The following is a 22767-nucleotide window of genomic DNA, read 5'->3' as shown; positions in this document are numbered from 1 at the left end:
GGAAAGGTCTGTTGAGCGTTGATAGGAGTTAGCAAAAGTTTGCCTAGGCTTTCAATATATTTTCGGCATAAAAAGCGAGAGTCAACCATAGACTTGTCTTAAAGAAAAAGGACAACTGTGAGGGGGCGGCATCGGTATGGAATGGCTGGAGTTATTTCCTGAACCGTTGCACGGTATACTCGGAAGGCTTCCGGAAACGGTATTTAAGCAACTGGAAGAAATCCGGGTTAGGGAAGGAAGGCCGTTGGAAATTAATGCAAATGGTGATCATCATTTTGTAACGTCTGCGGGTCGGCTGACTTTGAACCATGTAGAAGCCTATAAGCCTGACCGTGAGGATGCCCACCGACTGCTGGATTTTATCAGCAATCATTCCCTGTATACCATGGAAGAGGAGCTTCGTAAAGGGTTTATTACGATCCCTGGCGGTCATCGTATTGGCTTGGCAGGGAGAACCGTGCTCAACCGAGGACGAGTGGAACATTTGAGGGATATAAGCAGCTTTAATGTAAGAATTGCTCGTGCAATTCCCGGCATAGCTGATCGGATATTGCCTTATGTAGCAGATCGAATGTCCGGGAAAATCCGGCACACCCTCATTTTGTCCCCTCCTCAGCATGGCAAAACGACACTGCTTAGGGACTTGGCTCGGCAACTCAGTTACGGAGGGATGGAAAGCAATGGGGGGCGACGGAATGGACTCAAGGTAGGCATTATAGACGAACGCTCTGAGATCGCTGGCAGTCACAAAGGTATCCCCGGTTTTGATGTCGGACCTCGCACCGATGTATTGGACGGATGTCCGAAAGCAGAAGGCATGATGATGATGATCCGCTCGATGTCACCGGATGTCCTCATTGTTGATGAAATCGGACGACCGGAAGATGCGGAGGCGGTGCGCGAAGCGCTTCATGCAGGCATTGCAGTCATTGCTTCCGCACATGGTCGCGATGTGGCTGAAATGGCGACCAGGCCTGCTTTTGCTGGATTAACTACAGGGCAAGAGCTGTTTCAACTCTACGTCATGCTGGAGCGGACGAGCCGGGGCGTCTCATTCCGGCTGGCAGATGCCAAGCAACGCAGGATTACACTGCCTGGAGAAGGGCAGAATGGGGGCATCTCCTATGCTTAAGTTGCTGGGTGCCGCCTTGGTTATACTGGCCGCTACGCTGGCAGGCTGGCAGCGGGCAAGGCAGTTTGCGATGAGGCCGCGGCAAATCAGGGAGTTGATTCTTGCGCTGCAAAGACTGACCACCGAGGTTTCCTACGGGGTGTCTCCGCTACCAGATGCTTTCGCCAAGACAGGAGAGCCCTTGCGAGAGCCGCTGCGCACTCTGTTTCAGCAAGCCTCACGCTGGATGCACCCTTCTTTTGGCCTGACTGCCAGAGAAAGCTTGCATAAAGCCATCGAAGACTCGTGGAGCCGTTCCTCTATGAAGCAAGCCGAGAAGGAAGCGATGCGGCAGCTTGCTTACAGTCTTGGAACCAGCGACCGTGAAGACCAGATCAAGCACATTGCGCTGACCATCCAGCAGTTATCCCATGAGGAAGCGCAGGCGCAGGCAGATCAGGTGAGGTACGAGCGTATGAGCAGGAGCCTGGGACTGCTGATCGGAGCATTGATCGTCATTTTGATCTATTAGCGGGGTGCTCGAATGAATTTAGAAGTGAACGCGATTTTCCAGATTGCCGGAATTGGCATTATTATCGCTATGATTCATACCGTATTAAAGCAAATGGGCAAAGAAGACATGGCCCACTGGGTAACGGTCATTGGTTTCGTCGTGGTCCTGTTCATGGTGGTGCGAATGCTGGATAACCTTCTGCAAGAGATCAAATCTATCTTTCTTTTTCAGTAGGTGGACACATGGAAATCATTCAGGTGGTGGGCTTCGCCCTCATTGCCACAGTCCTCATTTTAGTCATTAAGGAACAGAAGCCGATGTTTGCCTTTTTGATTGCAACAGCTGCGGGAATCGTCATTTTTTTGCTGCTGATTGGCAAGATCGGATCTGTGGTTTCTGTACTGGAGCGACTGGCTCGGTCTTCAGGCATGGATATGATCTATTTTAAAACCGTATTGAAAATAATCGGTATCGCTTATATTGCTGAATTTGGAGCGCAAATCGTTCGGGATGCAGGACAAGACGGGATTGCTTCCAAAATTGAGCTTACTGGAAAGGTACTCATTATGGTGCTCGCAATCCCGATTATCAGCATTATTATTGATACCATTCTGAAGCTGATGCCCGCCTGAGGGGGTGATGCCATGAAAAGGCTAGGGGGCATGCCGAGTCTCAAAGTAATTGCGATGTTGTTGCTATGTCTTTGGTGTGCCTCAGCTGCGGTCCTCTTTGCAGATACACCGACTAACGAATGGATCAGACAGCAGGCGGAGCAAATGCCCAAAGATGAAGTAGAACATTATTGGGACGGGCTCATGCAGGAATACGGCGGATTTTTCCCGGATCAGAAAACGCCTTCCTTCATGGACATGCTGCTTCCAGGCGGTGAAGGATTCAGCATAAAGGGTGTATTGAGCGCTATAGCTGATTTTTTCATCCATGAAATCCGAGTAAATGCCAAGTTGCTCGTCACCATCGTCATGCTCAGCATTATGAGTATGGTGCTGGAAACGCTGCAAAGCGCTTTTGAAAGCAAACAGGTCAGCAAAGTGGCCTACGCTATCGTATACATGGTCATTATCATTCTGGCGATTAATAGCTTTAGTGTAGCGATTGGTTATGCCAAAGAAGCGATTGATAGCATGATTCACTTCATGATGGCAATGTTGCCCTTGTTGTTCACCATGTTAGCCTCGATGGGGAACGTCGTAACAGTTTCGGTGACCCACCCGCTGATTGTATTTATGATCAACACAGTCGGAACAGTCATTCATACGCTGGTTTTCCCGCTACTGTTCTTCTCAGCTGTGCTGTACTTGGTCAACTCGCTGACGGGCAAATACAAACTGACCCAGCTAGCCGATCTGATGCGGAACGCTGGAGTAGCAGTGCTGGGAGTGCTGCTGACCATATTTCTGGGAGTCATTTCGGTACAAGGCTTGACTTCGTCAGTTACTGACGGATTAACGATCCGCACAGCCAAATATATTACGGGTAGCTTTGTTCCGGTGGTCGGCAAGGCGTTGGCAGATGCGACAGATACAGTCATTTCGGCTTCGCTGCTCGTTAAAAATGCCATTGGTCTGGTAGGAGTCATTATTATATTGTTCCTGTGCGCCTTTCCCGCCCTCAAGATTCTGACACTGGCTCTCATTTATAAAGTGACAGCAGCGATCATGCAGCCTTTGGGTGATACGCCTATCGTGGAATGTCTGGATGCAATCGGCAAGAGCATGATTTATGTTTTCGCGGCGCTGGCGGCAGTGGGATTAATGTCTTTCCTTGCGATTACAGTCATGCTCGCGGCAGGCAATATGACGGTCATGATGAGGTGAACAATGCATGTAGACCAACAAGGGGGGAGGGGAGTGAAGTGACCTGGCTGGGAGGCTGGCTTAAGGAACTGGTGCTAATTGTGTTGCTGGCTTCTTTTGTCGATATGATCTTACCGAGCCGATCTATGGAAAGGTATGTCAAACTCGTTCTCAGCCTGCTTATTTTGCTGACGTTGCTGTCTCCGGTCGTGCGCTTACTGAGTAGTAGCCCCTCCGAGGTTCTAGGGCGAGCATTGGATCTTCAACGTCAGGCTGAGACAGGCAAGAGGGAACCGACATTGGAGGAGATTTTAGCAAAAGGCAGCCAGTTGAAGCAACAGCAAGAACAAAGCTCCATGCAATGGGCCGGCAAAGAGGTAGCTAAGGAAATGAAAGGACAGTTGGAACAATATACTGGGTTAGCAATTCAGTCGGTCCAGGTTACCCTTGCAAAGATTCAACAGAAGGAATCGGAGCTGGAGGCAGGAACGGGTGTCCAGTCGGTAGTGGTCAAATTGGCAGAGCAGCAGCCAGAAAAAGAAAAGAACAACACAGACGTCTCGCCTGGTGCAGATGCCAAGCCGATAATGGTGGAGCCTGTAGCCGAAAAGACAGTGAATATTCGTGTGGAACCGACACATAAAAAAAATTCAGAACTTAATGAAGGAACACGAGAAGATGATCGTAATCCTGATAAAACTGCTGAGGACGGAAAGCCAACGGATACGAAAGCTTTTGGCTTAATTACAGGACTTCTACGTGAAAAATGGGGGATAGACAGCAAAAATGTTCAGGTGGTTTCTTCGCAGGATGGAACACATGAATGGTAACAGGAGGTGAGCAGAAATGAGCAAATGGCTGAAAAAGCTAGAGCAATGGCTGGGTGGAGGGGCGGATGGGGCGAAAAGATTCAACTCATTTCGTTGGCTGCTTATACTCGGCCTTATCGGTGTAGCGATTATGCTTTTTAATTCATTCGTTAATGTGAAAAAGGTTGATCCAGAAAACGTAGGCCGTGAGCCGCCTGGCGTGATGAAAAATGAGCCTACGTTAGAGACAACAACAGGTGAAGAAAGTTCCTTTGCCGGGATCGAGAAGGTTTTTGAGGACAATATGAAACAGATGCTGGAGCAGATTGTTGGCGTAGGAACCGTCGATGTCATGGTTACGGTAGATTCCACCGAAGAAGTTATCGTTCAACGCAATGTAAAGGACATGCAGGAAGAGAACAACGAGACGGACGCCAATGGCGGACAGCGACACACTACTCAATATACACGTGATGGCGAGATTGTCACCTATGAGTCATCAGGTGGCCAGCACACCCCGATTGTGACAAAAAAAGTAAAACCGCAGGTGAGGGGAGTGCTTGTTGTGGCTATGGGGGCAGAAAACCCTACAGTGAAGCAGCTAATTGTCGATGCTGTACAGAAGGGACTAAATGTACCTTCCTACAAAATTTCAGTCGTACCGCGCAAACAGGGGTAATTTGGAATTTAAGAACAAAGAAGTTTATATTTTAAACCATTAATGAATATGGAGGACGGAACATGAATAACAAAAGACAAACCGTTTGGCTGGTGTCCATGCTGAGTTTAATGGTCGTGCTGTCTGCGTATTATTTGTTTACGGAGGACTCAAGCCCTGCAAATCCACCAGTAGCCGATAGCGAGCAAGTGAGCAAGGTTAAGCAGGATGCTGCACAGGAAGCAACGACGAAGGCAGAGGAACAATTGAACGAACTGAAGGTAAATGAAGTAGTGACGAATGGAGAAGTAACTGATGGAGCATCAGCAACTTCCACAAAATCGGATACGGCTTCCACAACTGACCCAGCAACAGAAAACTCAAAAGGCGATAAAGATACGGCAGCTACCCCTACTACTGAACCAGCGACATCCGATCAAAACACAACTGCGACTAAAACGGACGCGACAGCACAAAGTGACGACAAAGCAGCCTCTACAGCCAAAACCGACCAGCAGGTACTGGATCAAGTGGCAACCGATCAAGCTGCCCAACCTACAGCAGCAGCTGTGATTGACAACTATTTGCTGGAACGGGACGTGGAAAATCAGAAGAAAAATGATGAACTGACTACCGCAATGAACGACAGCACACCAAAGAAAGCCGCGGAGGCTCAAAAGGAATTACATGTACTTGAAGATAAGCAGGCTAAAATTACTGGAATTGAAGAAGAGCTTCAGCAGCAGTTCGCCAATGCGGTCGTCCGTGAGGAAGATGCTGATAAATACAAAGTAGTGGTTCTGAGTGAAAAATTGGATGCTAAGCAAGCGGTAACAATTGTTGATAAAGTCATGAAGGAACTGAACGTAACGCAGGATAAGATCAGTGTCCAGTATGTTACACAATAAGACAAAAAACGCGAAAAAGCCCGGATTTCTGCATTATTCCGGGCTCTTTCTATTTTTAATGATTGTGATATAATACATAAAGCTGTTTCAACAATGTAATCAGCAACCGGCAAAATGCTGAAGGAGTGATTAATAGAGATGTTTAAATTAAGCGAGATTAAGGAATTGATCAAGCTGGTGGATGAAACGTCTGTGCATGAGCTTGAAATTGAAAATGAAGGAACTCGCCTGTTGATCCGAAAACCTGGCAAAAGCGAGATCGTTACGGTACAGGCTCCTGTGGCAACACCTACTTATGCAGTGGCACCACAAGCTGTTATTCCAAATCCACAAGTACAGTCCGATGTTGGACCTGCAACTGCTGGGGAACCGAGGGAATATGCAAGCAATCTACATAAAATCGTATCTCCGATGGTAGGAACTTTCTATAGTTCTTCATCCCCGGATACGGCTCCGTATGTGAGTATTGGCAGCAAAGTGGGCGAAAAAACAACGGTATGTATCATTGAAGCGATGAAGCTGATGAATGAGCTGGAAGCTGAAGTGAAGGGCGAAATTGTGGAAATTTTGGCCGAAAACGGACAGTTGGTCGAGTATGGCCAGCCATTGTTCCTTGTGAAACCGGAGTAAAGAGCTTGTTTGAACCCTCTTTTGAGGGTTCGGCAAGACTGCTCCCAGGGAGGTAAAGTCATGACATTTCAAAAAGTATTGATTGCAAATCGTGGAGAAATTGCGGTTCGAATCATTCGCGCTTGCCGCGAGATGAATATTTCGACAGTTGCCGTATATTCGGAAGCTGACAAGGATTCGTTACATGTGCGTCTCGCAGATGAGGCTTACTGTATCGGACCGACGCTATCTAAGGACAGCTACCTTAATTTTACGAACCTGATGAGCGTTGCTACATTGACTGAATGTGATGCCATTCATCCAGGTTACGGATTTTTGGCGGAAAACGCAGACTTCGCTGAAATTTGCGAATCGTGTAATATTACGTTTATTGGTCCTTCTCCTGAAGCCATTAACAAAATGGGAGATAAGGCCGTAGCCAAGCAGACCATGAAGGATGCCGGAGTTCCGGTTATTCCGGGTTCAGACGGGCTGGTTGAGGATTTGCAGGATGCGATCAGCATCGCACGTGATATCGGATATCCGGTAATTATCAAGGCCACAGCAGGTGGCGGAGGTAAAGGTATTCGTATCGCCGAAGATGAGGATAACCTTATTCAGCAAATCACTACCGCTCAGCAGGAGGCGCAAAAAGCATTTGGCAACGCGGGTGTGTATCTAGAAAAATATTTGACCGGTATGAAACATGTGGAAATACAGATCATAGCGGACAAGCATGGTAATGTTGCCCATTTGGGCGAACGGGACTGCTCTGTTCAGCGTCGTCGTCAGAAGTTGTTGGAGGAAGCACCATGTCCTGTACTATCGCAGGATGTCCGTGAAGAAATGGGTCAGGCAGCTGTTCGTGCAGCTTTGGCCGTTCAATACTCTGGTGCAGGTACTCTCGAATTTTTGCTCGGCCCGGACAATAATTTCTATTTCATGGAAATGAATACACGTATTCAGGTAGAACATCCCGTAACAGAAATGATTACCGGTGTAGACCTGATTAAGGAAATGATTTCTGTCGCTGAAGGACATCCGCTTTCCTTTACGCAGGAAGAAGTCACCATCAATGGTTGGGCGATAGAATGCCGTATTAACGCTGAGGACCCGGATCGCAATTTTATGCCTGCACCGGGTAAAATCGGATTTTATCTGCCTCCAGGCGGTCCTGGAGTACGGGTAGACAGCGCAGCATATCCAGGTTATAGCATTCCTCCTTATTATGACTCTATGATCGCCAAGCTGATTGTGTGGGCACCTACACGGCAAGATGCAATTGCCAAAATGAAGCGGGCTTTGTCTGAGTTTGCTATTGAGGGCATACCCACAACGATTTCTTTTCATCAGCGCTTGCTAGAGCATCCGACCTTTATTAGAGGCGATTTTGATATTAAATTTTTGGAGGAAAACGAAGTTTAATCGGTATATTTCCTCAGTTTGTCATAATGAACGCCAAATGATATAGTATGGATAATAAGTGAGCATGTCTGCTTTGAAATCCAAAGCTGGAATGAAACTTATTTTGACCGAAAGGTGTTGAAGGTATGAGCACAGTGCCAACCGAATTCGAACGTACAGAAATTGGGGAGATTCAAATTGCCCCAGAAGTTATTGAAGTCATTGCCGGACTGGCTACCGTTGAGGTACCAGGCGTAGCGGGAATGAGTGGCGGATTTGCTGGTGGGTTTGCCGAACTGCTAGGCCGCAAAAATTTATCTAAAGGTGTAAAAGTGGAAGTCGGACAGCGTGAAGCTGCTGTAGACGTCTCCGTCATTATTGAGTACGGTAACCGTCTGCCTGAGGTGGCTGCTGCTATTCAGCATAATGTTAAGCGTTCGATTGAGAACATGACAGGTCTTAACGTTGTTGAAGTGAATGTGCAAATTCATGATGTTCAATTCAAAAATGCCGAAAAAGTAGAAGAGCCGGAAGTGCTGGGCGCCGGACGGGTTAAATAGAGCGATACTTTGTACAAACCCCCGACCCTTATGGGTCGAGGGTTTACTCTAATTTAAGGAGGCTGTGCGTTTCGTGGCTAAAGTTATGGACAGACTTCTGCTGTTCTTGTACAGCTTAAGTATCGGAATTATTTCCATTCTCGCCATCCTCCTCCTGAGCGGGGCCATTCCGTATGTTTTAAGTATTGAGGATGAGCGAGTGGTGTGGTTTACCAGCCTGATTATTGCAGGGGTTCTGTTGTTATTGAGTCTTCGTTTTTTTTATATCTCTATTCGACGGAACCAAACCGTACAGCATTCTATTGATCAACGAACGGAATATGGTGACATTCAGATTTCAGTGGACACCATTGAAAATCTGTGCCTCAAAGCCGCTTCCCGATTTCGCGGGATGCAGGATTTGAAAGCACGCGTTCGCGTGTTGGAATCGGGACTTGATATTACGATTCGGGCGGTTGTAGACGGGGAAAGCTCCATTCCGGTGTTAACCTCCGAGGTACAAAAGGGGGTACACGATCATGTGGAAGAAATTACAGGAATTCCTGTGTCCAATGTGTCGGTGTACATCGCTAATGTTTCTCAGTCACCCAGCTTTAAGAGTCGTGTGGAATAGAGGTGATTTTCCCTGATGCCCTGGAAAGAAATATGGGGAAGTTACAAGGGCCGGATCATGGGGATCACGGCTGGTATTTTTTTCGGTTTTATTTATTTGTGGGCAGGCTTTTGGAATATGTTGTTCTTTGCATTGATGGTGTTCATCGGATATACGCTAGGAAGACGTAGCGATTCAGCGCTTGGTTCATTTCTCCCTTGGAAGGAATGGGGCGATTGGTTGTCGCAGCGTTGGCGTCCTTTTAAATGAACCCTGTGATACGTGTTCTCCAAAATAGAGCTGTAGCTTCTTTGCGCCCAACGTTTTGGAGGATGCGTTCACAGGTTTTTTTGTGGAAATTGGTTAGAATGAAAAATAGATATAGGCAAGCGTAGGAGGCAGGGCATGAAAAGACGTCTGGCGAGGGAATTAGCGGTACAGAGTATGTACCATATGGAAATGAATGAAGTGGATGCGGCAGCAGCCGTGGACATGTTGCTTCAGGAAGCCGCTGAGGAAAACGAAGCGGAAGTTGTCGTTAAAGACGCGGCAGTGTTAAGAGCGTATGTTTTAGAGCATGTGCGGGGTACGTGGGAGCACAAGGAAGCCATTGATGGGCTGTTAGTGGATTATCTTAAAGGCTGGCAGATCAGCAGACTTTCACGTGTAGATCGTCAAATTTTGAGACTTGCGGCATATGAGATGATTTTCCGTGAGGATGTTCCAGCCAAGGTAGCTGTTAATGAAGCGATTGAGTTGTCGAAGCACTTTGGTACCGAGGAATCCGGTAAATTTGTTAATGGTGTACTGGGACGAGTGATTCAAGAACTGGAGCAATTGAAAGCACGTTTTTAAGTAGAGACTACTGAATCAGGTTGGAGAGTGGTTAAACATGTCAGCACCGATCATTGATGGTAAACAAATCTCTCAGGATATTCGCGCAAGCATTCAGCAAGAGGTCATTCGTCTGAAAGAGCACCGCTTTCAACCGGGACTGGCTGTTGTATTAGTAGGCGAAGATCCCGCTTCGCAGGTGTATGTTAAAAACAAGGAAAAGGCGTGCCATGATCTCGGCTATTACTCAGAGGTTCACCGGTTGGCAGCAGATACTTCGCAGGAAGCATTACTGGAACTAGTGGACAAGCTGAACCATCAAAGTACTATCCATGGGATTTTGGTTCAACTGCCATTGCCAAAGCATATTCATGAAAAAGCTGTCATTGACGCGATTGCAGTGGAGAAGGATGTGGATGGATTCCATCCGGTGAACGTAGGGAATTTGGTCATCGGTGACGATAGTCTATTGCCTTGTACTCCTGCTGGAGTCATTGAGTTAATCAAGCGTGCTGGAGTGGAGATTGCTGGTAAACATGCGGTAGTTATTGGTCGCAGTAATATCGTAGGCAAGCCAGTGTCTTTATTGTTGCAACGTGAAAATGCTACGGTTACGATGTGCCACTCCCGTACGGCGAATATCGGGGATCTAAGTCGACAAGCGGATATCTTAGTCGTTGCGATCGGCAAAGCCAACTTTATTGATGCTTCGTTCGTGAAGCCCGGAGCGGTTGTGATAGATGTGGGGATGAACCGTCTGGAGAACGGAAAGCTGGCGGGGGACGTTGATTTTGAGAGCGTGAAGCAAGTGTCTGGTCCGATTACGCCTGTTCCCGGCGGAGTAGGCCCGATGACGATTACGATGCTGATGCAAAATACGCTTGTAGCGGCCAAGCGGTCGCACGGTTTGGCATAAGGGCAGCTGCCTATGGCTGAACAACGTATTTACTCTATAAAGGACCTGAATCGTTATATCCGGATGAAACTGGAATCGGATCAGGTGCTGTCTGATGTATGGATACGCGGGGAAATTTCTAATTTTACGCATCATTCGAGTGGTCACATGTACTTTACGCTCAAGGATGAGGGGAGCCGCATACGTTCGATTATGTTTGCAACCCATAATCAGCGGCTTCCCTTCGTACCGAAAGAAGGTACGCGTGTTATTGCCCGGGGAAACGTATCCGTGTACGAACGAGATGGACAATATCAGTTTTATGCGACTCAAATGCAGCCTGATGGTATAGGAAGCCTTTATTTGGCTTACGAACAGCTCAAGCAAAAGCTGGATGCAGAGGGACTGTTTGATACTGCTCGTAAGCGTAATCTCCCTGTCCATCCGGCAACCATTGGCGTGATTACGTCACCGACCGGAGCGGCTGTGCGTGATATTATTACGACCCTTCAACGGCGATACCCGCAGGCTGGAATTGTGTTGTATCCTGTGCTTGTACAAGGAAAAGGAGCCGCACCCTCGATCGTCCAGGCAATTGAAGCTATGAATCGTATGCAAGAGGTTCAGGTGATGATCGTCGGACGGGGAGGTGGCTCGTTGGAAGAACTGTGGGCGTTTAATGAGGAAGCGGTTGCGCGCGCCATTTACGCATCGGTCATTCCGGTTATTTCGGCAGTTGGACACGAAACGGATTTTACCATTGCCGATTTTGTGGCTGACTTGCGTGCAGCAACGCCAACCGCAGCAGCTGAGTTGGCTGTGCCTAATCAGGCAGAGCTACGGGATCAGCTGCTCCAGCGTGAGCAACGCCTGCGCAACGCCCTCCGGCAGCGGCTGGAAACCAGCCGCGAACGCTTGGCGAGGCTTCAGCGTTCTCCAGTCCTGCTGCACCCACGCCGCTATATGCTACAGCATGCAGAGCGAATGGACATGCTGCATCAGCGGCTAATCCGCGCAGTGGGTAACCGTTCACGCTTAAACGCAGAAAAGAATGCACGTATGCGTCAGGTACTAGAGCGGTTTAATCCGCGTGAACAAATTCGTTCGGCACACAAGCAGACGGATATGGCGCAACGTCAGCTGGAGTCTGCGATGCGTGCTATTACGAAAACGGGACGGCAGCAGTTGCACACGGGAATCCGTCAGTTGGATGCGCTGAGCCCACTCAAAGTCATGGCCCGAGGCTATAGCTTGGTATACGATGAGCAGGAGAAACGGCTGATTAAGTCGCTCAAAGACGTACAGCCGGGAGATTCCATCAAGATTAAAGTGAGTGATGGGCAGTTGGACTGCCAAGTATGGGGAATGAAGGAGGACGCGAAGCACGGTGGCGAATGAAACGGAATTGAATTTTGAAGCGGCTATGGCCGCTCTTGAAGAAATTGTCGGACAACTGGAGCATGGAGACGTTCCTCTGGAGCAAGCCATTGATTTGTTCCAGCGGGGGATGAAGCTGTCTCAGCTTTGCAGTCAAAAGCTGGAGCAGGTTGAACGTAAAATTGAAATGATCGTGGAAGATGATGGAGATTTGCGCAAGAAGCCTTTTGGCGGCGGATTAGATGAAAACGGCGGTGAAGGGCTTGAATAGACCGTCGTTCAAGGAATATTTGACCGGGACGGCGGATGCGGTTTCGTCTGCACTGACCGAGCAGTTCCCGGCCGATTGGAACATTCCCGATGTTCTTCGAGAATCTATGAATTATTCACTCACCGCAGGCGGAAAACGGCTGCGGCCTCTGCTTGTGATCGCTGCTGCTGAAGCATTCGGTGGAAGCAGGGAAGCTGCGTTGCCAGTGGCATGTGCGGTAGAAATGGTACATACGTACTCTCTCATTCATGACGACTTGCCAGCCATGGATGATGATGATTATCGGCGAGGTAAGCTGACGAATCATAAGGTATACGGCGAGGCGGTTGCCGTCCTTGCGGGTGATGCTTTGTTGACCCATGCCTTTTACAGCATTGTGCAAGCAGGACGACGTCACGGTGTTTCATCCGATTCGCTGTTGTCCATTGTTGAGGATTTGTCCGAAATGAGTGGCGCGCGGGGCATGGTAGGCGGACAGGTCGCCGATATGTCAGGCGAGCAAGGAATGACGGGGATCGAGGAACTGGAATATATCCATCTTCATAAAACTGCTGATTTGATTATTTTCTCGCTCTTGGCAGGTGGACGGATTGGTGGGGCGGACAAGAGTCAATTAGAGGCGCTTCGCCGCTTTGGACGAGACTTGGGGCTGGCTTTTCAGATACAGGACGATATACTGGACCTCATAGGCGATGAGAGCAAAATGGGTAAGAAAACGCAAAGTGATGTTGAGCAGGAGAAGGTTACCTATCCGTATTTCATTGGTATGGACGCATCTTTGCGGCAGGTGGAGGAACTCACCGCATCTGCTAAAAAAGTGATAACAGAGAGCGGTATTCCCGATTCTTCTCGTTTGCTGGAGATAGCGGATTACCTGATGAAGCGTGATCATTAGTTGCGTTAGAGCTGTTTTGACTTGTCTGCGTTTAAGCACAGTTAAAAAGTGTGATATAATACTTGTTAACTTTACACACAAACTTGAAGGAAAGCGGGGAGATATGCGTGCTGCTTCCACACATAAAGCAACCAGGCGATCTGAAATCACTGTCGGTTGAGGAGTTGGCTTCTCTAGCCGAGGAAATCAGGAGCTTTTTGATTGAGAAGCTGTCCGTGACTGGGGGGCATCTGGCATCGAATCTGGGAGTGGTTGAGCTCACGATCGCCCTGCATTATTGCTATAACAGTCCAAAGGACAAGATGATTTATGACGTTGGGCACCAAGCCTACGTACACAAAATATTGACAGGGCGAATGGACCGTTTTGATACACTTCGTCAGCGTGATGGACTTTGTGGTTTTGTAAAAAGAAGTGAGAGCGAGCATGATGTTTGGGAAGCCGGTCATAGCAGCACTTCTCTGTCGGCGGCAATGGGAATGGCCTTGGCTCGAGATTTGAAGGGCGAGGACAATAAAGTCATTGCAATGATCGGAGACGGAGCGTTGACTGGGGGGATGGCCTTCGAAGCGTTGAATCATATCGGTCATGAGCGCAAAAATTTAATGGTCATTCTGAATGACAACGAAATGTCCATAGCACCTAATGTAGGGGCCATGCATAATTATTTGAGCAAAATCCGCTCAGACCGTCATTATTTGCGAGCAAAAGATGAGCTGGAAGTTTTGCTGAAAAAAATACCCGCGATCGGCGGTAAACTTGCCAAATCGGCTGGCCGTGTCAAGGACAGTCTTAAATATATGATGGTGCCTGGTGTACTGTTTGAGGAACTGGGACTTACGTATCTCGGTCCAGTGGACGGACATGATTTGTCGAAGCTAATCGAAACCTTCCAGCAGGCTGATAATGTCACTGGCCCTGTATTGGTGCATGTCGTAACAACCAAGGGCAAGGGCTATAAACCTGCGGAAGCAGATTCACACAAATGGCATGGAATCAGTCCCTACAAAATTGAATCGGGTCAGGTACTCAAAGCTGTAGGTAATCCGATGTATACGGAAATTTTCGGTCGAACGTTGATTGAGCTGGCTGAGCAGGATGAGCGCATCGTTGCGGTCACCCCCGCTATGCCTGGCGGATCAGGATTGGTACCGTTTAGTAAAGAGTTTCCTAGCCGTATGATTGACGTCGGCATTGCTGAACAGCATGCAGCTACCATGTGTGCTGCGTTGGCAATGGAAGGGATGAAGCCGGTGTTTGCGGTGTATTCCACTTTTATGCAGCGTGCTTATGACCAGATTGTGCATGATATCTGTCGTCATAATGCGAACGTAATGTTCGCGATTGACCGTGCAGGTTTTGTTGGGGCTGACGGGGAAACTCATCATGGCGTGTTTGATGTGGCATTCTTGCGTCATATCCCGAATCTTGTGCTTATGATGCCAAAGGATGAGAACGAGCTACGCCATATGATGAAAACAGCGCTCGACTATGAAGATGGTCCAATTGCTTATCGTTACCCGCGTGTTAATGTGGTTGGCGTGCCGATGGATAAAGAATTACAGGCTATTCCCATCGGCAGTTGGGAGCTCCTGCGTAAAGGCGAGGGCTTTGCTGTAATCGCATCAGGACCGATGCTCCAGGTGGCGACAGAGGCTGCGGAGGCGATGAAACGGGAAGGTTTGCAAGTGGGCGTCGTGAATGCCCGTTTCCTGAAGCCTTTGGACGAGGATATGTTGCGTGAGCTGGCTCGTCAGCATACGAAGCTGATCGTATTGGAAGAAGCTTCTGAAGCAGGAAGCTTGGGTAGCGCTGTACTGGAATTTTACGCTAAAGCCGAAATACAAGAGGCACAGGTGCGCCTAATGGGGATTCCCGATCTGTTCGTGGAGCATGGCTCCATCAAAGAGCAGCGTGCTGAAGTAGGTCTTACCATTGAAGATGTATGCTTAAAGCTGCGTAAATGGGCTGCTGAGCCAGCATATGGCATGGGACAATCCGTATAGGGTAACTTGAAGTGAAGACCATGACGTTTATAAAAAGTATGACAAGAGCAGCCTGGCTGCCTAAAGGGAGATTAACATGTCTGTTCCGAAGGAACGCATTGATGTATTACTTGTAGAACAAGGCTTTTTTGAAAGCCGTGAAAAAGCTAAAGCTGCGATTATGGCTGGGCTAGTGCTGGCGGACAGCGAACGGATCGAGAAGGCGGGGATGAAGGTACCACGCGCCAGCGAACTTAAAGTTAAGGGTTCGGTGCATCCGTATGTAAGCCGTGGAGGATTGAAGCTGGAGAAGGCCATCCGTCAATTTGAGCTGGATATGAAGGGCAGGACAATGCTGGATATTGGCTCGTCCACTGGAGGTTTTACGGATTGTGCGCTTCAGCATGGAGCTGAATACGTATACGCCATTGATGTGGGTTATAACCAGCTGGATTGGTCCCTTCGTAATGATGAACGAGTATGCGTAATGGAGAAAACGAATTTCAGATATATGACACCCGCGGATTTGAATGGTTCCGTGCCGAATTTCGCTAGTATTGACGTTTCCTTTATTTCATTACGTATTATTTTGCCCCCGTTGCTTGCCTTGTTGCATCAACCTGCTGATATTGTAGCTCTAATCAAGCCGCAATTCGAAGCTGGACGCGAAAAGGTCGGAAAATCCGGTGTGGTCCGTGATCCTGCTACGCATAAAGAAGTGTTGCAGACCATTCTGATGTTTGCACATGAGCTTGGACTTACGCTGCAAGGTTTGGCTTATTCGCCTATTACAGGTGGAGAAGGCAATATTGAATTTTTAGCGCATTGGCGTTTGGATGGGCTTCCTGCTGCAGAATCGCAGCTGGAGAAGATGGATTTCAGACCACTGATTGAACGTACCGTTCAGGAAGCAGGTCAGACTTTTAATAATGGTCCATCGCGTAAGTAACATTCAGGGGTTCTCCATGAGTTCTGTGAACTTAAGGGAACCTCTTTTTGGTGTGAGGGATTGATTATAGAACTCACGTTCGCCTATAATGAGATGTACAAAGGAAAAGGGATTTTACATCTTGTCCTAGAATATGTCCATGAGGTGATCGGTCCATGGACACAAGATATGATACGGTTATCATCGCTGTGATCGGGGTGATATTAGGGATATGGGCTTTATATAGCCTACGTGCCTGGTTGAAGGAGCCAGGGCCGCTTGTGCTAAAGACGATACCGATTAACGAGGACTTGGACGAAGGGCCTGTCACAGACCTACTCGAAGAAGCAGGATATGAAGTAGTGGGCGGGAAGATGAAAATACCGCTTGCTTTTAAAGTGAATGGACATACCGTGTATAGCCGTTTGTTTATAGACTACGTGGCTGTACGAAACGGTTCGACATATATGGTCAAAACGTCACGCCGCAAGAAACCAATGGAGTGGAGTGGTCCTGATTTAAGGGACAGGCTCATGCCGTATTTATTGCTCTATCCGGGTTGCGCGGGTGTATTGTACGTTGATACGGACGAGCGAAGTATTCGCCTTATTACATTAGTGGAAGACCTCGAAGAAGAGGAATATGAAGGTTAATCCATAGGAGGATTATATGAAGGGTCAACGACATATTAAAATTAGGGAAATTATTTCACAACATGAGATTGAGACGCAGGATGATCTGGTTGAAGCATTGCGTAAGGCTGGTTTTCAGGTCACGCAGGCGACCGTATCGCGTGATATCAAGGAGTTGCTGCTCATCAAGGTTCCAATGGACGATGGCAGATATAAATATTCGATGCCTTCAGATCAACGTTACAATCCGGCCCAGAAACTGAAACGTACGTTGGTCGATAACTTTTTGCATATTGACTACACAACCAATCTGATTGTGATGAAATGCCTGCCGGGAACAGCCAACTCGATTGCTGCTTTATTGGACAATATTGAATGGTCCGAGATCATGGGGACGATTAGCGGGGACGATACCATTTTGATTATTTGCCGATCGGAAGAAAACAGCGAAGCTATCGTGAATCGTCTTATGGGCTACATTTCCTAATTATAATGGCTACGCATATTAGGCGTTTTAATTTGTACATCATAGAGGTGAAAGAACGATGCTGGTCACTTTGTCTATACGGAATTTGGCGGTTGTAGAGGCCGTCGATGTTCATTTTTATAAAGGGTTTCATGTGTTGAGCGGGGAAACAGGTGCTGGTAAATCCATTATTATCGATGCGCTTGGGCTGATTGCAGGCGGTAGGGGCTCTGCTGATTTAGTGCGTTACGGTTGTGATAAAGCAGAGATGGAAGCCTTATTTGAACTGCCGGTAAAACATCCAGTTTGGAATACACTTGAGGAACAAGGGATTAAGGCTAATGCAGAGGAGCATTTGCTGATTCGTCGCGAACTTACGGTTCAAGGAAAAAGCTCTTCTCGAATTAACGGCCAGATGGTTAATTTAACGATGCTGCGTGAGGTGGGTGAGCAACTCGTCAATATCCACGGGCAACATGAGCATCAAAGTCTGCTACGTGCAGATCGCCATCTGGCGCTGCTGGATACGTTCGGTGATTCGGTCATCGGTCCGGTCAAAACGCTTTATCGGGAGCGTTACAATGCTTTTGTCAAAGCGGAAAAAGAAGTAAGAGAACTGCAAAGTTCCAGTCAAAAGGCTTATCAGCTTTTGGATATGTACCGATTTCAATTAGAAGAGATCGCTGCGGCGGAGTTGAAATTGGGAGAAGATGAATTATTGGCAGAGGAACGGGTCAAGCTATCCCATAGTGAGAAAATGATGGATGGGATATCAGGAGCATACGAACTGCTAAGCGGCAGAGGTGGACTGGATACGATCAATAACGTGTTGTCCAGATTAAACGATGTCCAAAGCTATGACAGCAAAAGCCTTCAGCCCATAGCGGAGCAGATTCAGTCTGCTTTTTACCAGTTGGAGGACGCAGCATTCCAATTACGTTCTTATCGTGAGGATATTGAATTTAATCCAGGCAAGCTGCATGAAGTGGAGCAACGTTTGAATCAAATTACCGGGTTACAGCGAAAATATGGTGATAGTATAGAGCAGATTTTGGAATACTATAGCCGTATTGAGCAGGAAACCGATCTGCTGGAAAATAAAGATGAGCGGTTGGAGCAGCTCATTGCAAAACGGGACGAGTTGCTTTCCGATTTGCTTGAGATTTCGGAAGAGCTTACAGAAGCACGCGAAATTTGTGCTGAAGAGCTTGCAGAGCAAGTGGAGCAGGAGTTAAAAGACCTGCAGATGGAAAGAACGTCACTCAAGGTGCGCATCGATCCGATTGAAGATCCACGCGGATATGAGTATAAAGGTCTGAAGGTAAGACCTACCAAGCAGGGCATTGATAATGCGGAATTTCTTATTTCCCCCAATCCAGGTGAGCCACTACGTCCACTTGGTAAGATCGCTTCAGGCGGTGAGCTATCACGTATCATGTTGGCGATGAAAAGTATTTTTGCGCGTCATGATCAAATTCCAGTACTCATTTTTGACGAGGTGGATACTGGGGTGAGTGGTCGTGCAGCTCAATCCATTGCCGAGAAGCTATATCGTTTATCTTCCGTTTGTCAGGTCTTTTCCATTACTCATTTGCCACAGGTGGCATGTATGGCAGATCATCAGTACCTTATTGAGAAAAATGTCCATGATGGACGGACCATGACTCAAATTGAGGGACTTACGGAGGACGGGCGTGTCAAGGAATTGGCACGGATGCTGGGCGGTGTGGAAATTACCGAAAAAACTTTGCATCACGCACAGGAAATGCTGAATTTGGCGGAAGGAAAGAAAGCCTGAAAAGAGCGGCTGGCGTAATGTTTAACAGTTATAAAAGCCTGGGGGCAAGGTTACCTTATAGGTACGCAATTGGCGACCACCTTTACTCGTCAAGCGAAAGAAGCAAAGGGAGCGTGACAGCCATTGAATTTTTACTCCAGGATCAAATTGCTCGGTCTTTTGCTTGTTTTTCTTATGTGTTCTATCGGTAACGCTCAGCATGTGCAAGCTGCGCTGCCTCCACAAGCTTCTTTGGACTTGTTCGGCTCTAAAAGCATGAGGACAACCCAAGAAAGTGTAGTTCCCGATTTAAAAGTATACCCGGGGGGGCAGACGATTGGGGTCAAAGTAAAATCTTCAGGAGTGCTTGTCGTCGGTCACCATATCATTCAAGAAAGTAATGATCGTAAGGTGTCACCTGGTGAAACAGCGGGGATTCGCCTAGGGGATCGGATTACACACATGAACGGCAAACCACTCAATAGCCTGGCAAGGGTTGCTGAGGCAGTAGACGAAGCAGGTAAGAATAAAAAGCCGCTCGACATTACACTTTGTCGAGGAGAGCAGACGATTTCCACGAAGTTAACACCAGCATATGATCAAGATGATAAAGCGTGGCGGCTTGGGTTGTACATTAGAGACTCGGCTGCAGGTGTAGGTACATTAACGTTTTACGCACCGGACCAAGGTGTATACGGGGCATTGGGCCACGTAATTACCGATATGAATACCCAAACCCCTATTGTCGTGGGGAGCGGAGAGATTGTGCAGTCCAATGTGACGTCAATTGCGAAAAGCCAAAGTGGGGAACCAGGAGAAAAACGCGCTCATTTTCTCAAAGATCATCGGGTATTAGGAAATATTGAACGAAATACGAATTTCGGAATTTTTGGGAAAATGTCAGATGAGCCGCAATATGGATTGTATTCAACTCCTATTCCGGTGGCTCTTGCGAATGAAGTAAAGGAAGGACCGGCAGAAATTTTGACTGTACTGGAAGGTCAACAAATTCAGCGGTTTCAGGCGGAAATTGTACACATTTCTCAGCAGGACAAACCAGCAACCAAAGGACTTGTGATTCGCATTGTAGATCCAAAGCTGTTGGATAAGACCGGGGGAATCGTTCAAGGAATGAGCGGTAGTCCGATTATTCAAAATGGTAAGCTTATCGGGGCTGTGACACATGTATTTGTTAATGATCCTAAATCAGGTTACGGTTGTTTTATCGAATGGATGCTGCGCGATGCAGGAATCATGCAGAATAACGTAAGCTTGAAATCATCTTCTAATCTTAAGGCGAGCTAGTGGCCTTAAGATTTTTTTGTCGAAAAGCAGGGGAATAACTCATATTTGCAAGATAAAGAGTCAATTATAATAGAAAGTATAAAAAAAATAAATAAAAATAATTTTCGACAGAAGGAATTCATAATTCGATGTCGAAATCATATACTCCGACAAGAAATATTTATATACTGTAAACAGATATCACAATGGAATATCACTCAATGAGGAGGAAGTACATTGCAAAAAATTGAGGTATTGTTGGCTGATGACAACCGGGAATTTACGAATTTGCTTGCTGAATATATTTCCGATCAGGAGGATATGGAAGTTACAGGAATCGCCTATAACGGCGAAGAAGTGCTCCAACGCATCGCAGAATCCCGCAACATACCTGATGTACTTATTTTAGATATTATTATGCCTCATCTGGATGGTCTCGGTGTATTGGAGCGTTTAAGAGAAATGAACCTGACTCCACAGCCGAAAATCATTATGCTGACTGCATTCGGTCAAGAAAATATTACACAGAGGGCCGTACAGCTCGGGGCATCTTATTATATTTTGAAGCCGTTTGACATGGAAGTGCTGGCTAACCGTGTTCGCCAATTAGTGGGGCCGCAGTTAGTTAGCAGCAGTCTGGTGACCATTTCATCCATGCGGTCCAACGTTGTACCTATGGGTAAGACGAAAAACCTGGATGCCAGTATCACGGCCATCATACATGAAATTGGTGTACCAGCTCACATCAAGGGCTATCAATATTTACGCGAAGCCATTACGATGGTGTACAATAATATCGAAATTTTGGGAGCCATCACCAAAACATTATATCCGGCAATCGCCGAAAAGTTCAAAACGACGGCATCTCGCGTAGAACGCGCCATTCGTCATGCTATCGAGGTAGCATGGACCCGTGGAAATATCGACAGCATTTCACACCTGTTCGGGTACACCATTAATATCAGTAAGTCCAAACCAACCAATTCAGAGTTCATAGCGATGGTAGCAGATAAGCTGAGAATTGAGAACAAGGTGTCCTGAAAGGGTCAGAATGATTGATGAAGCAAGGGATTTTTGTGGTTTTACGTTTATCAATGATAATTGCAGGGATGGCTATTAATTTCCAAAACAGCCGACCCGATCCGATAAACTTCTGAATAGTAGACAACTAATACCGCCTATTTATTGGTTCTTCCAAGAACCAGTAAATAGGCGGTATTTTTTATAAACGATTTTGAATTTCAATTGGACAATTTAAAGTTTTCTTCAATTATCATCATTTTCATTACTTTCAGTAGTCGTTCTATTAAGGTAGAAAGTTGTAAAGAAATATTATTGAACTATTGCTTGATCGACAAGCTCTATTAGAAATATAATTAAAACAATCTTTCAAATGAGGTGAATCGGATGTCTTTCCGTATTGTTCGAGGTATTTAGTTTCCGGGCTGGAAAAAACGCGTACCAGCCGTCAAGGGGAAAGTCTATCCTTTTGACTACAAAACTAAAATAATGAATGATATCGGTCTGCTATCCCGTAGTATTTATCCCTAATTGGAAGGTGGAAAGAAAATGAATTCAATAGAGTATAAAGAGTTTTATAATAAGATTGGAAAAATCAACGGCTGGAATTTCAGCAATGTGAAATGTATCTCCAAAGGAGTAAAATGGGACTTCTACAATGAAGTAGCGAAGACATGTAAGAAGTCGGATATATTGCTTGACATCGGTACTGGCGGCGGGGAAGCAATTTTATCAATAGCAGATTCTGCATTACTTTTAGTTGGGATTGACCATTCCACCGGAATGATTGAAACAGCAACCAAGAATTCTGCTGAATCAGACATAGCAAATGTTCGTTTTCTCCAGATGGATGCTGAAAATCTAAATTTTCCTGAGAACTTCTTTAATGTAATCTCTTCTCGACATTCATGTTTTTATGCAAAAGAAATAGCAAAGGTGTTAGTAAAGGATGGTATGTTCCTGACACAGCAAGTAAGCGAAAACGACAAATTAAATATTAAAGAAGCGTTTGGAAGAGGACAGGCATGGGGTGCTAAGAAAGACTCGTTAAAAGCTCAATATATTACCGAATTAAGTGACGCGGGCTTTAAGGACATACAGTCATTTGAATTCAATGCAACCGAATATTATCAGACTCCTGCAGACTTAATATTTCTCTTGAAACACACACCAATTATTCCCAACTTCGGAGAAGAAGAAATTGATTTTCAAATACTCCAACAATTTATTTTGGACAATCAAACCGAATTAGGAATAAGGACAAATTCAGAACGATTTATGGTGAATGCTAGGAAGTAAAACATAAAGGGATACCCGTTTTTGGGTATCCTCAGGCTGTCGAGAAAGTCTCGACAGCTTTTTTTATGTTCATTTTATTTAAGACGACACCGCGTTAATGTTATATAATATAGGTAACTATTGTA

At 46.6% G+C, this 22767-nt stretch carries 26 protein-coding genes; all 26 read left to right on the top strand.

Annotation, left to right across the window (positions count from 1 at the left end; translation table 11 throughout):
- Positions 1-136: 136 nt before the first annotated feature.
- The 26 genes from spoIIIAA (at position 137) to NLX78_RS06565 (ending at position 22642) form a co-directional block, all read left to right on the top strand.
- Positions 137-1132, top strand: a complete 996-nt coding sequence (spoIIIAA, locus tag NLX78_RS06690) for a stage III sporulation protein AA (RefSeq protein ID WP_013310828.1) — start codon at positions 137-139, stop codon at positions 1130-1132.
- Complete coding sequence (gene spoIIIAB, locus NLX78_RS06685) at positions 1125-1643, top strand: stage III sporulation protein SpoIIIAB (protein ID WP_029517252.1); 519 nt, start codon at positions 1125-1127, stop codon at positions 1641-1643. Before spoIIIAA ends, spoIIIAB begins: the two co-directional genes overlap by 8 nt.
- Before the next feature lie 12 nt (positions 1644-1655).
- Complete coding sequence (spoIIIAC, locus tag NLX78_RS06680; protein WP_010345636.1) at positions 1656-1859, top strand: stage III sporulation protein AC; 204 nt, start codon at positions 1656-1658, stop codon at positions 1857-1859.
- A gap of 8 nt (positions 1860-1867) precedes the next feature.
- Positions 1868-2257: a stage III sporulation protein AD gene (gene spoIIIAD / locus NLX78_RS06675; protein ID WP_039270937.1), complete on the top strand. Its 390-nt coding sequence runs from the start codon at positions 1868-1870 to the stop codon at positions 2255-2257.
- Between the two features lie 12 nt (positions 2258-2269).
- The gene (spoIIIAE, locus tag NLX78_RS06670) at positions 2270-3460 is read left to right on the top strand and encodes a stage III sporulation protein AE (RefSeq protein WP_254325372.1); all 1191 of its coding nucleotides are present in this window, start codon (positions 2270-2272) and stop codon (positions 3458-3460) included.
- A gap of 38 nt (positions 3461-3498) precedes the next feature.
- On the top strand, positions 3499-4269 hold the full coding sequence (gene spoIIIAF / locus NLX78_RS06665) for a stage III sporulation protein AF (protein WP_254325373.1): 771 nt from the start codon (positions 3499-3501) through the stop codon (positions 4267-4269).
- Positions 4270-4285: 16 nt separating this feature from the next.
- Positions 4286-4927, top strand: coding sequence for a stage III sporulation protein AG (gene spoIIIAG / locus NLX78_RS06660; RefSeq protein WP_029517255.1), 642 nt, complete (start codon positions 4286-4288; stop codon positions 4925-4927).
- A gap of 62 nt (positions 4928-4989) precedes the next feature.
- The gene (locus tag NLX78_RS06655; RefSeq protein ID WP_254349961.1) at positions 4990-5814 is read left to right on the top strand and encodes a SpoIIIAH-like family protein; all 825 of its coding nucleotides are present in this window, start codon (positions 4990-4992) and stop codon (positions 5812-5814) included.
- 138 nt (positions 5815-5952) lie between these two features.
- On the top strand, positions 5953-6444 hold the full coding sequence (gene accB, locus NLX78_RS06650; RefSeq protein WP_039270944.1) for an acetyl-CoA carboxylase biotin carboxyl carrier protein: 492 nt from the start codon (positions 5953-5955) through the stop codon (positions 6442-6444).
- A gap of 60 nt (positions 6445-6504) precedes the next feature.
- On the top strand, positions 6505-7848 hold the full coding sequence (accC, locus tag NLX78_RS06645) for an acetyl-CoA carboxylase biotin carboxylase subunit (protein ID WP_165177316.1): 1344 nt from the start codon (positions 6505-6507) through the stop codon (positions 7846-7848).
- 125 nt (positions 7849-7973) lie between these two features.
- Positions 7974-8387 (top strand): Asp23/Gls24 family envelope stress response protein, encoded by a 414-nt coding sequence (locus NLX78_RS06640; RefSeq protein ID WP_013310820.1) that lies wholly within the window; start codon positions 7974-7976, stop codon positions 8385-8387.
- Positions 8388-8460: 73 nt separating this feature from the next.
- On the top strand, positions 8461-9000 hold the full coding sequence (gene amaP / locus NLX78_RS06635) for an alkaline shock response membrane anchor protein AmaP (RefSeq protein WP_013310819.1): 540 nt from the start codon (positions 8461-8463) through the stop codon (positions 8998-9000).
- Positions 9001-9015: 15 nt separating this feature from the next.
- Entirely contained in the window at positions 9016-9249 is a 234-nt protein-coding gene (locus NLX78_RS06630; protein WP_023989248.1) for a DUF2273 domain-containing protein, read from the top strand.
- Positions 9250-9384: 135 nt separating this feature from the next.
- Entirely contained in the window at positions 9385-9834 is a 450-nt protein-coding gene (nusB, locus tag NLX78_RS06625) for a transcription antitermination factor NusB (RefSeq protein WP_039270947.1), read from the top strand.
- A gap of 37 nt (positions 9835-9871) precedes the next feature.
- Positions 9872-10729 carry a bifunctional methylenetetrahydrofolate dehydrogenase/methenyltetrahydrofolate cyclohydrolase FolD gene (gene folD, locus NLX78_RS06620; protein ID WP_103048685.1) on the top strand — a complete coding sequence of 286 codons (858 nt, stop codon included), beginning with the start codon at positions 9872-9874 and terminating at the stop codon, positions 10727-10729.
- 12 nt (positions 10730-10741) lie between these two features.
- Positions 10742-12106 carry an exodeoxyribonuclease VII large subunit gene (gene xseA / locus NLX78_RS06615; RefSeq protein WP_254349960.1) on the top strand — a complete coding sequence of 455 codons (1365 nt, stop codon included), beginning with the start codon at positions 10742-10744 and terminating at the stop codon, positions 12104-12106.
- Positions 12096-12356, top strand: a complete 261-nt coding sequence (gene xseB, locus NLX78_RS06610; RefSeq protein ID WP_254349959.1) for an exodeoxyribonuclease VII small subunit — start codon at positions 12096-12098, stop codon at positions 12354-12356. Before xseA ends, xseB begins: the two co-directional genes overlap by 11 nt.
- Complete coding sequence (locus NLX78_RS06605; RefSeq protein ID WP_254325377.1) at positions 12328-13251, top strand: polyprenyl synthetase family protein; 924 nt, start codon at positions 12328-12330, stop codon at positions 13249-13251. Before xseB ends, NLX78_RS06605 begins: the two co-directional genes overlap by 29 nt.
- A gap of 107 nt (positions 13252-13358) precedes the next feature.
- The gene (dxs, locus tag NLX78_RS06600; RefSeq protein ID WP_254349958.1) at positions 13359-15257 is read left to right on the top strand and encodes a 1-deoxy-D-xylulose-5-phosphate synthase; all 1899 of its coding nucleotides are present in this window, start codon (positions 13359-13361) and stop codon (positions 15255-15257) included.
- A 76-nt stretch (positions 15258-15333) separates the two neighbouring features.
- On the top strand, positions 15334-16185 hold the full coding sequence (locus NLX78_RS06595; RefSeq protein ID WP_023989243.1) for a TlyA family RNA methyltransferase: 852 nt from the start codon (positions 15334-15336) through the stop codon (positions 16183-16185).
- A 155-nt stretch (positions 16186-16340) separates the two neighbouring features.
- Positions 16341-16817: a hypothetical protein gene (locus NLX78_RS06590; protein WP_235309554.1), complete on the top strand. Its 477-nt coding sequence runs from the start codon at positions 16341-16343 to the stop codon at positions 16815-16817.
- A gap of 16 nt (positions 16818-16833) precedes the next feature.
- Complete coding sequence (ahrC, locus tag NLX78_RS06585; protein WP_013310809.1) at positions 16834-17283, top strand: transcriptional regulator AhrC/ArgR; 450 nt, start codon at positions 16834-16836, stop codon at positions 17281-17283.
- Between the two features lie 58 nt (positions 17284-17341).
- A complete protein-coding gene (recN, locus tag NLX78_RS06580; RefSeq protein WP_028540598.1) occupies positions 17342-19060 on the top strand; it encodes a DNA repair protein RecN in 1719 nt (572 codons plus the stop codon).
- 123 nt (positions 19061-19183) lie between these two features.
- On the top strand, positions 19184-20344 hold the full coding sequence (gene spoIVB / locus NLX78_RS06575) for a SpoIVB peptidase (RefSeq protein ID WP_039270958.1): 1161 nt from the start codon (positions 19184-19186) through the stop codon (positions 20342-20344).
- 216 nt (positions 20345-20560) lie between these two features.
- On the top strand, positions 20561-21364 hold the full coding sequence (gene spo0A / locus NLX78_RS06570) for a sporulation transcription factor Spo0A (protein WP_254349957.1): 804 nt from the start codon (positions 20561-20563) through the stop codon (positions 21362-21364).
- 528 nt (positions 21365-21892) lie between these two features.
- Positions 21893-22642, top strand: a complete 750-nt coding sequence (locus tag NLX78_RS06565) for a class I SAM-dependent methyltransferase (RefSeq protein WP_061829255.1) — start codon at positions 21893-21895, stop codon at positions 22640-22642.
- The last annotated feature ends 125 nt before the right edge of the window (positions 22643-22767 follow it).

Source organism: Paenibacillus sp. Lou8.1, from assembly GCF_024213565.1.
Lineage (GTDB): Bacteria > Bacillota > Bacilli > Paenibacillales > Paenibacillaceae > Paenibacillus > Paenibacillus polymyxa_B.
The sequence above is the reverse complement of the archived record's forward strand: the minus strand, read 5'-3'. Positions and strand labels throughout refer to the sequence as shown.

Bases quoted from the DNA above. Each gene is read 5' to 3' on its own strand.
- spoIIIAA (WP_013310828.1), top strand. From the start codon at position 137: ATGGAATGGCTGGAGTTATTTCCTGAACCGTTGCACGGTATACTCGGA.
- spoIIIAB (WP_029517252.1), top strand. From the start codon at position 1,125: ATGCTTAAGTTGCTGGGTGCCGCCTTGGTTATACTGGCCGCTACGCTG.
- spoIIIAC (WP_010345636.1), top strand. From the start codon at position 1,656: ATGAATTTAGAAGTGAACGCGATTTTCCAGATTGCCGGAATTGGCATT.
- spoIIIAD (WP_039270937.1), top strand. From the start codon at position 1,868: ATGGAAATCATTCAGGTGGTGGGCTTCGCCCTCATTGCCACAGTCCTC.
- spoIIIAE (WP_254325372.1), top strand. From the start codon at position 2,270: ATGAAAAGGCTAGGGGGCATGCCGAGTCTCAAAGTAATTGCGATGTTG.
- spoIIIAG (WP_029517255.1), top strand. From the start codon at position 4,286: ATGAGCAAATGGCTGAAAAAGCTAGAGCAATGGCTGGGTGGAGGGGCG.
- NLX78_RS06655 (WP_254349961.1), top strand. From the start codon at position 4,990: ATGAATAACAAAAGACAAACCGTTTGGCTGGTGTCCATGCTGAGTTTA.
- accB (WP_039270944.1), top strand. From the start codon at position 5,953: ATGTTTAAATTAAGCGAGATTAAGGAATTGATCAAGCTGGTGGATGAA.
- accC (WP_165177316.1), top strand. From the start codon at position 6,505: ATGACATTTCAAAAAGTATTGATTGCAAATCGTGGAGAAATTGCGGTT.
- NLX78_RS06640 (WP_013310820.1), top strand. From the start codon at position 7,974: ATGAGCACAGTGCCAACCGAATTCGAACGTACAGAAATTGGGGAGATT.
- NLX78_RS06630 (WP_023989248.1), top strand. From the start codon at position 9,016: ATGCCCTGGAAAGAAATATGGGGAAGTTACAAGGGCCGGATCATGGGG.
- nusB (WP_039270947.1), top strand. From the start codon at position 9,385: ATGAAAAGACGTCTGGCGAGGGAATTAGCGGTACAGAGTATGTACCAT.
- folD (WP_103048685.1), top strand. From the start codon at position 9,872: ATGTCAGCACCGATCATTGATGGTAAACAAATCTCTCAGGATATTCGC.
- xseA (WP_254349960.1), top strand. From the start codon at position 10,742: ATGGCTGAACAACGTATTTACTCTATAAAGGACCTGAATCGTTATATC.
- NLX78_RS06605 (WP_254325377.1), top strand. From the start codon at position 12,328: ATGAAAACGGCGGTGAAGGGCTTGAATAGACCGTCGTTCAAGGAATAT.
- NLX78_RS06595 (WP_023989243.1), top strand. From the start codon at position 15,334: ATGTCTGTTCCGAAGGAACGCATTGATGTATTACTTGTAGAACAAGGC.
- NLX78_RS06590 (WP_235309554.1), top strand. From the start codon at position 16,341: ATGGACACAAGATATGATACGGTTATCATCGCTGTGATCGGGGTGATA.
- ahrC (WP_013310809.1), top strand. From the start codon at position 16,834: ATGAAGGGTCAACGACATATTAAAATTAGGGAAATTATTTCACAACAT.
- recN (WP_028540598.1), top strand. From the start codon at position 17,342: ATGCTGGTCACTTTGTCTATACGGAATTTGGCGGTTGTAGAGGCCGTC.
- NLX78_RS06565 (WP_061829255.1), top strand. From the start codon at position 21,893: ATGAATTCAATAGAGTATAAAGAGTTTTATAATAAGATTGGAAAAATC.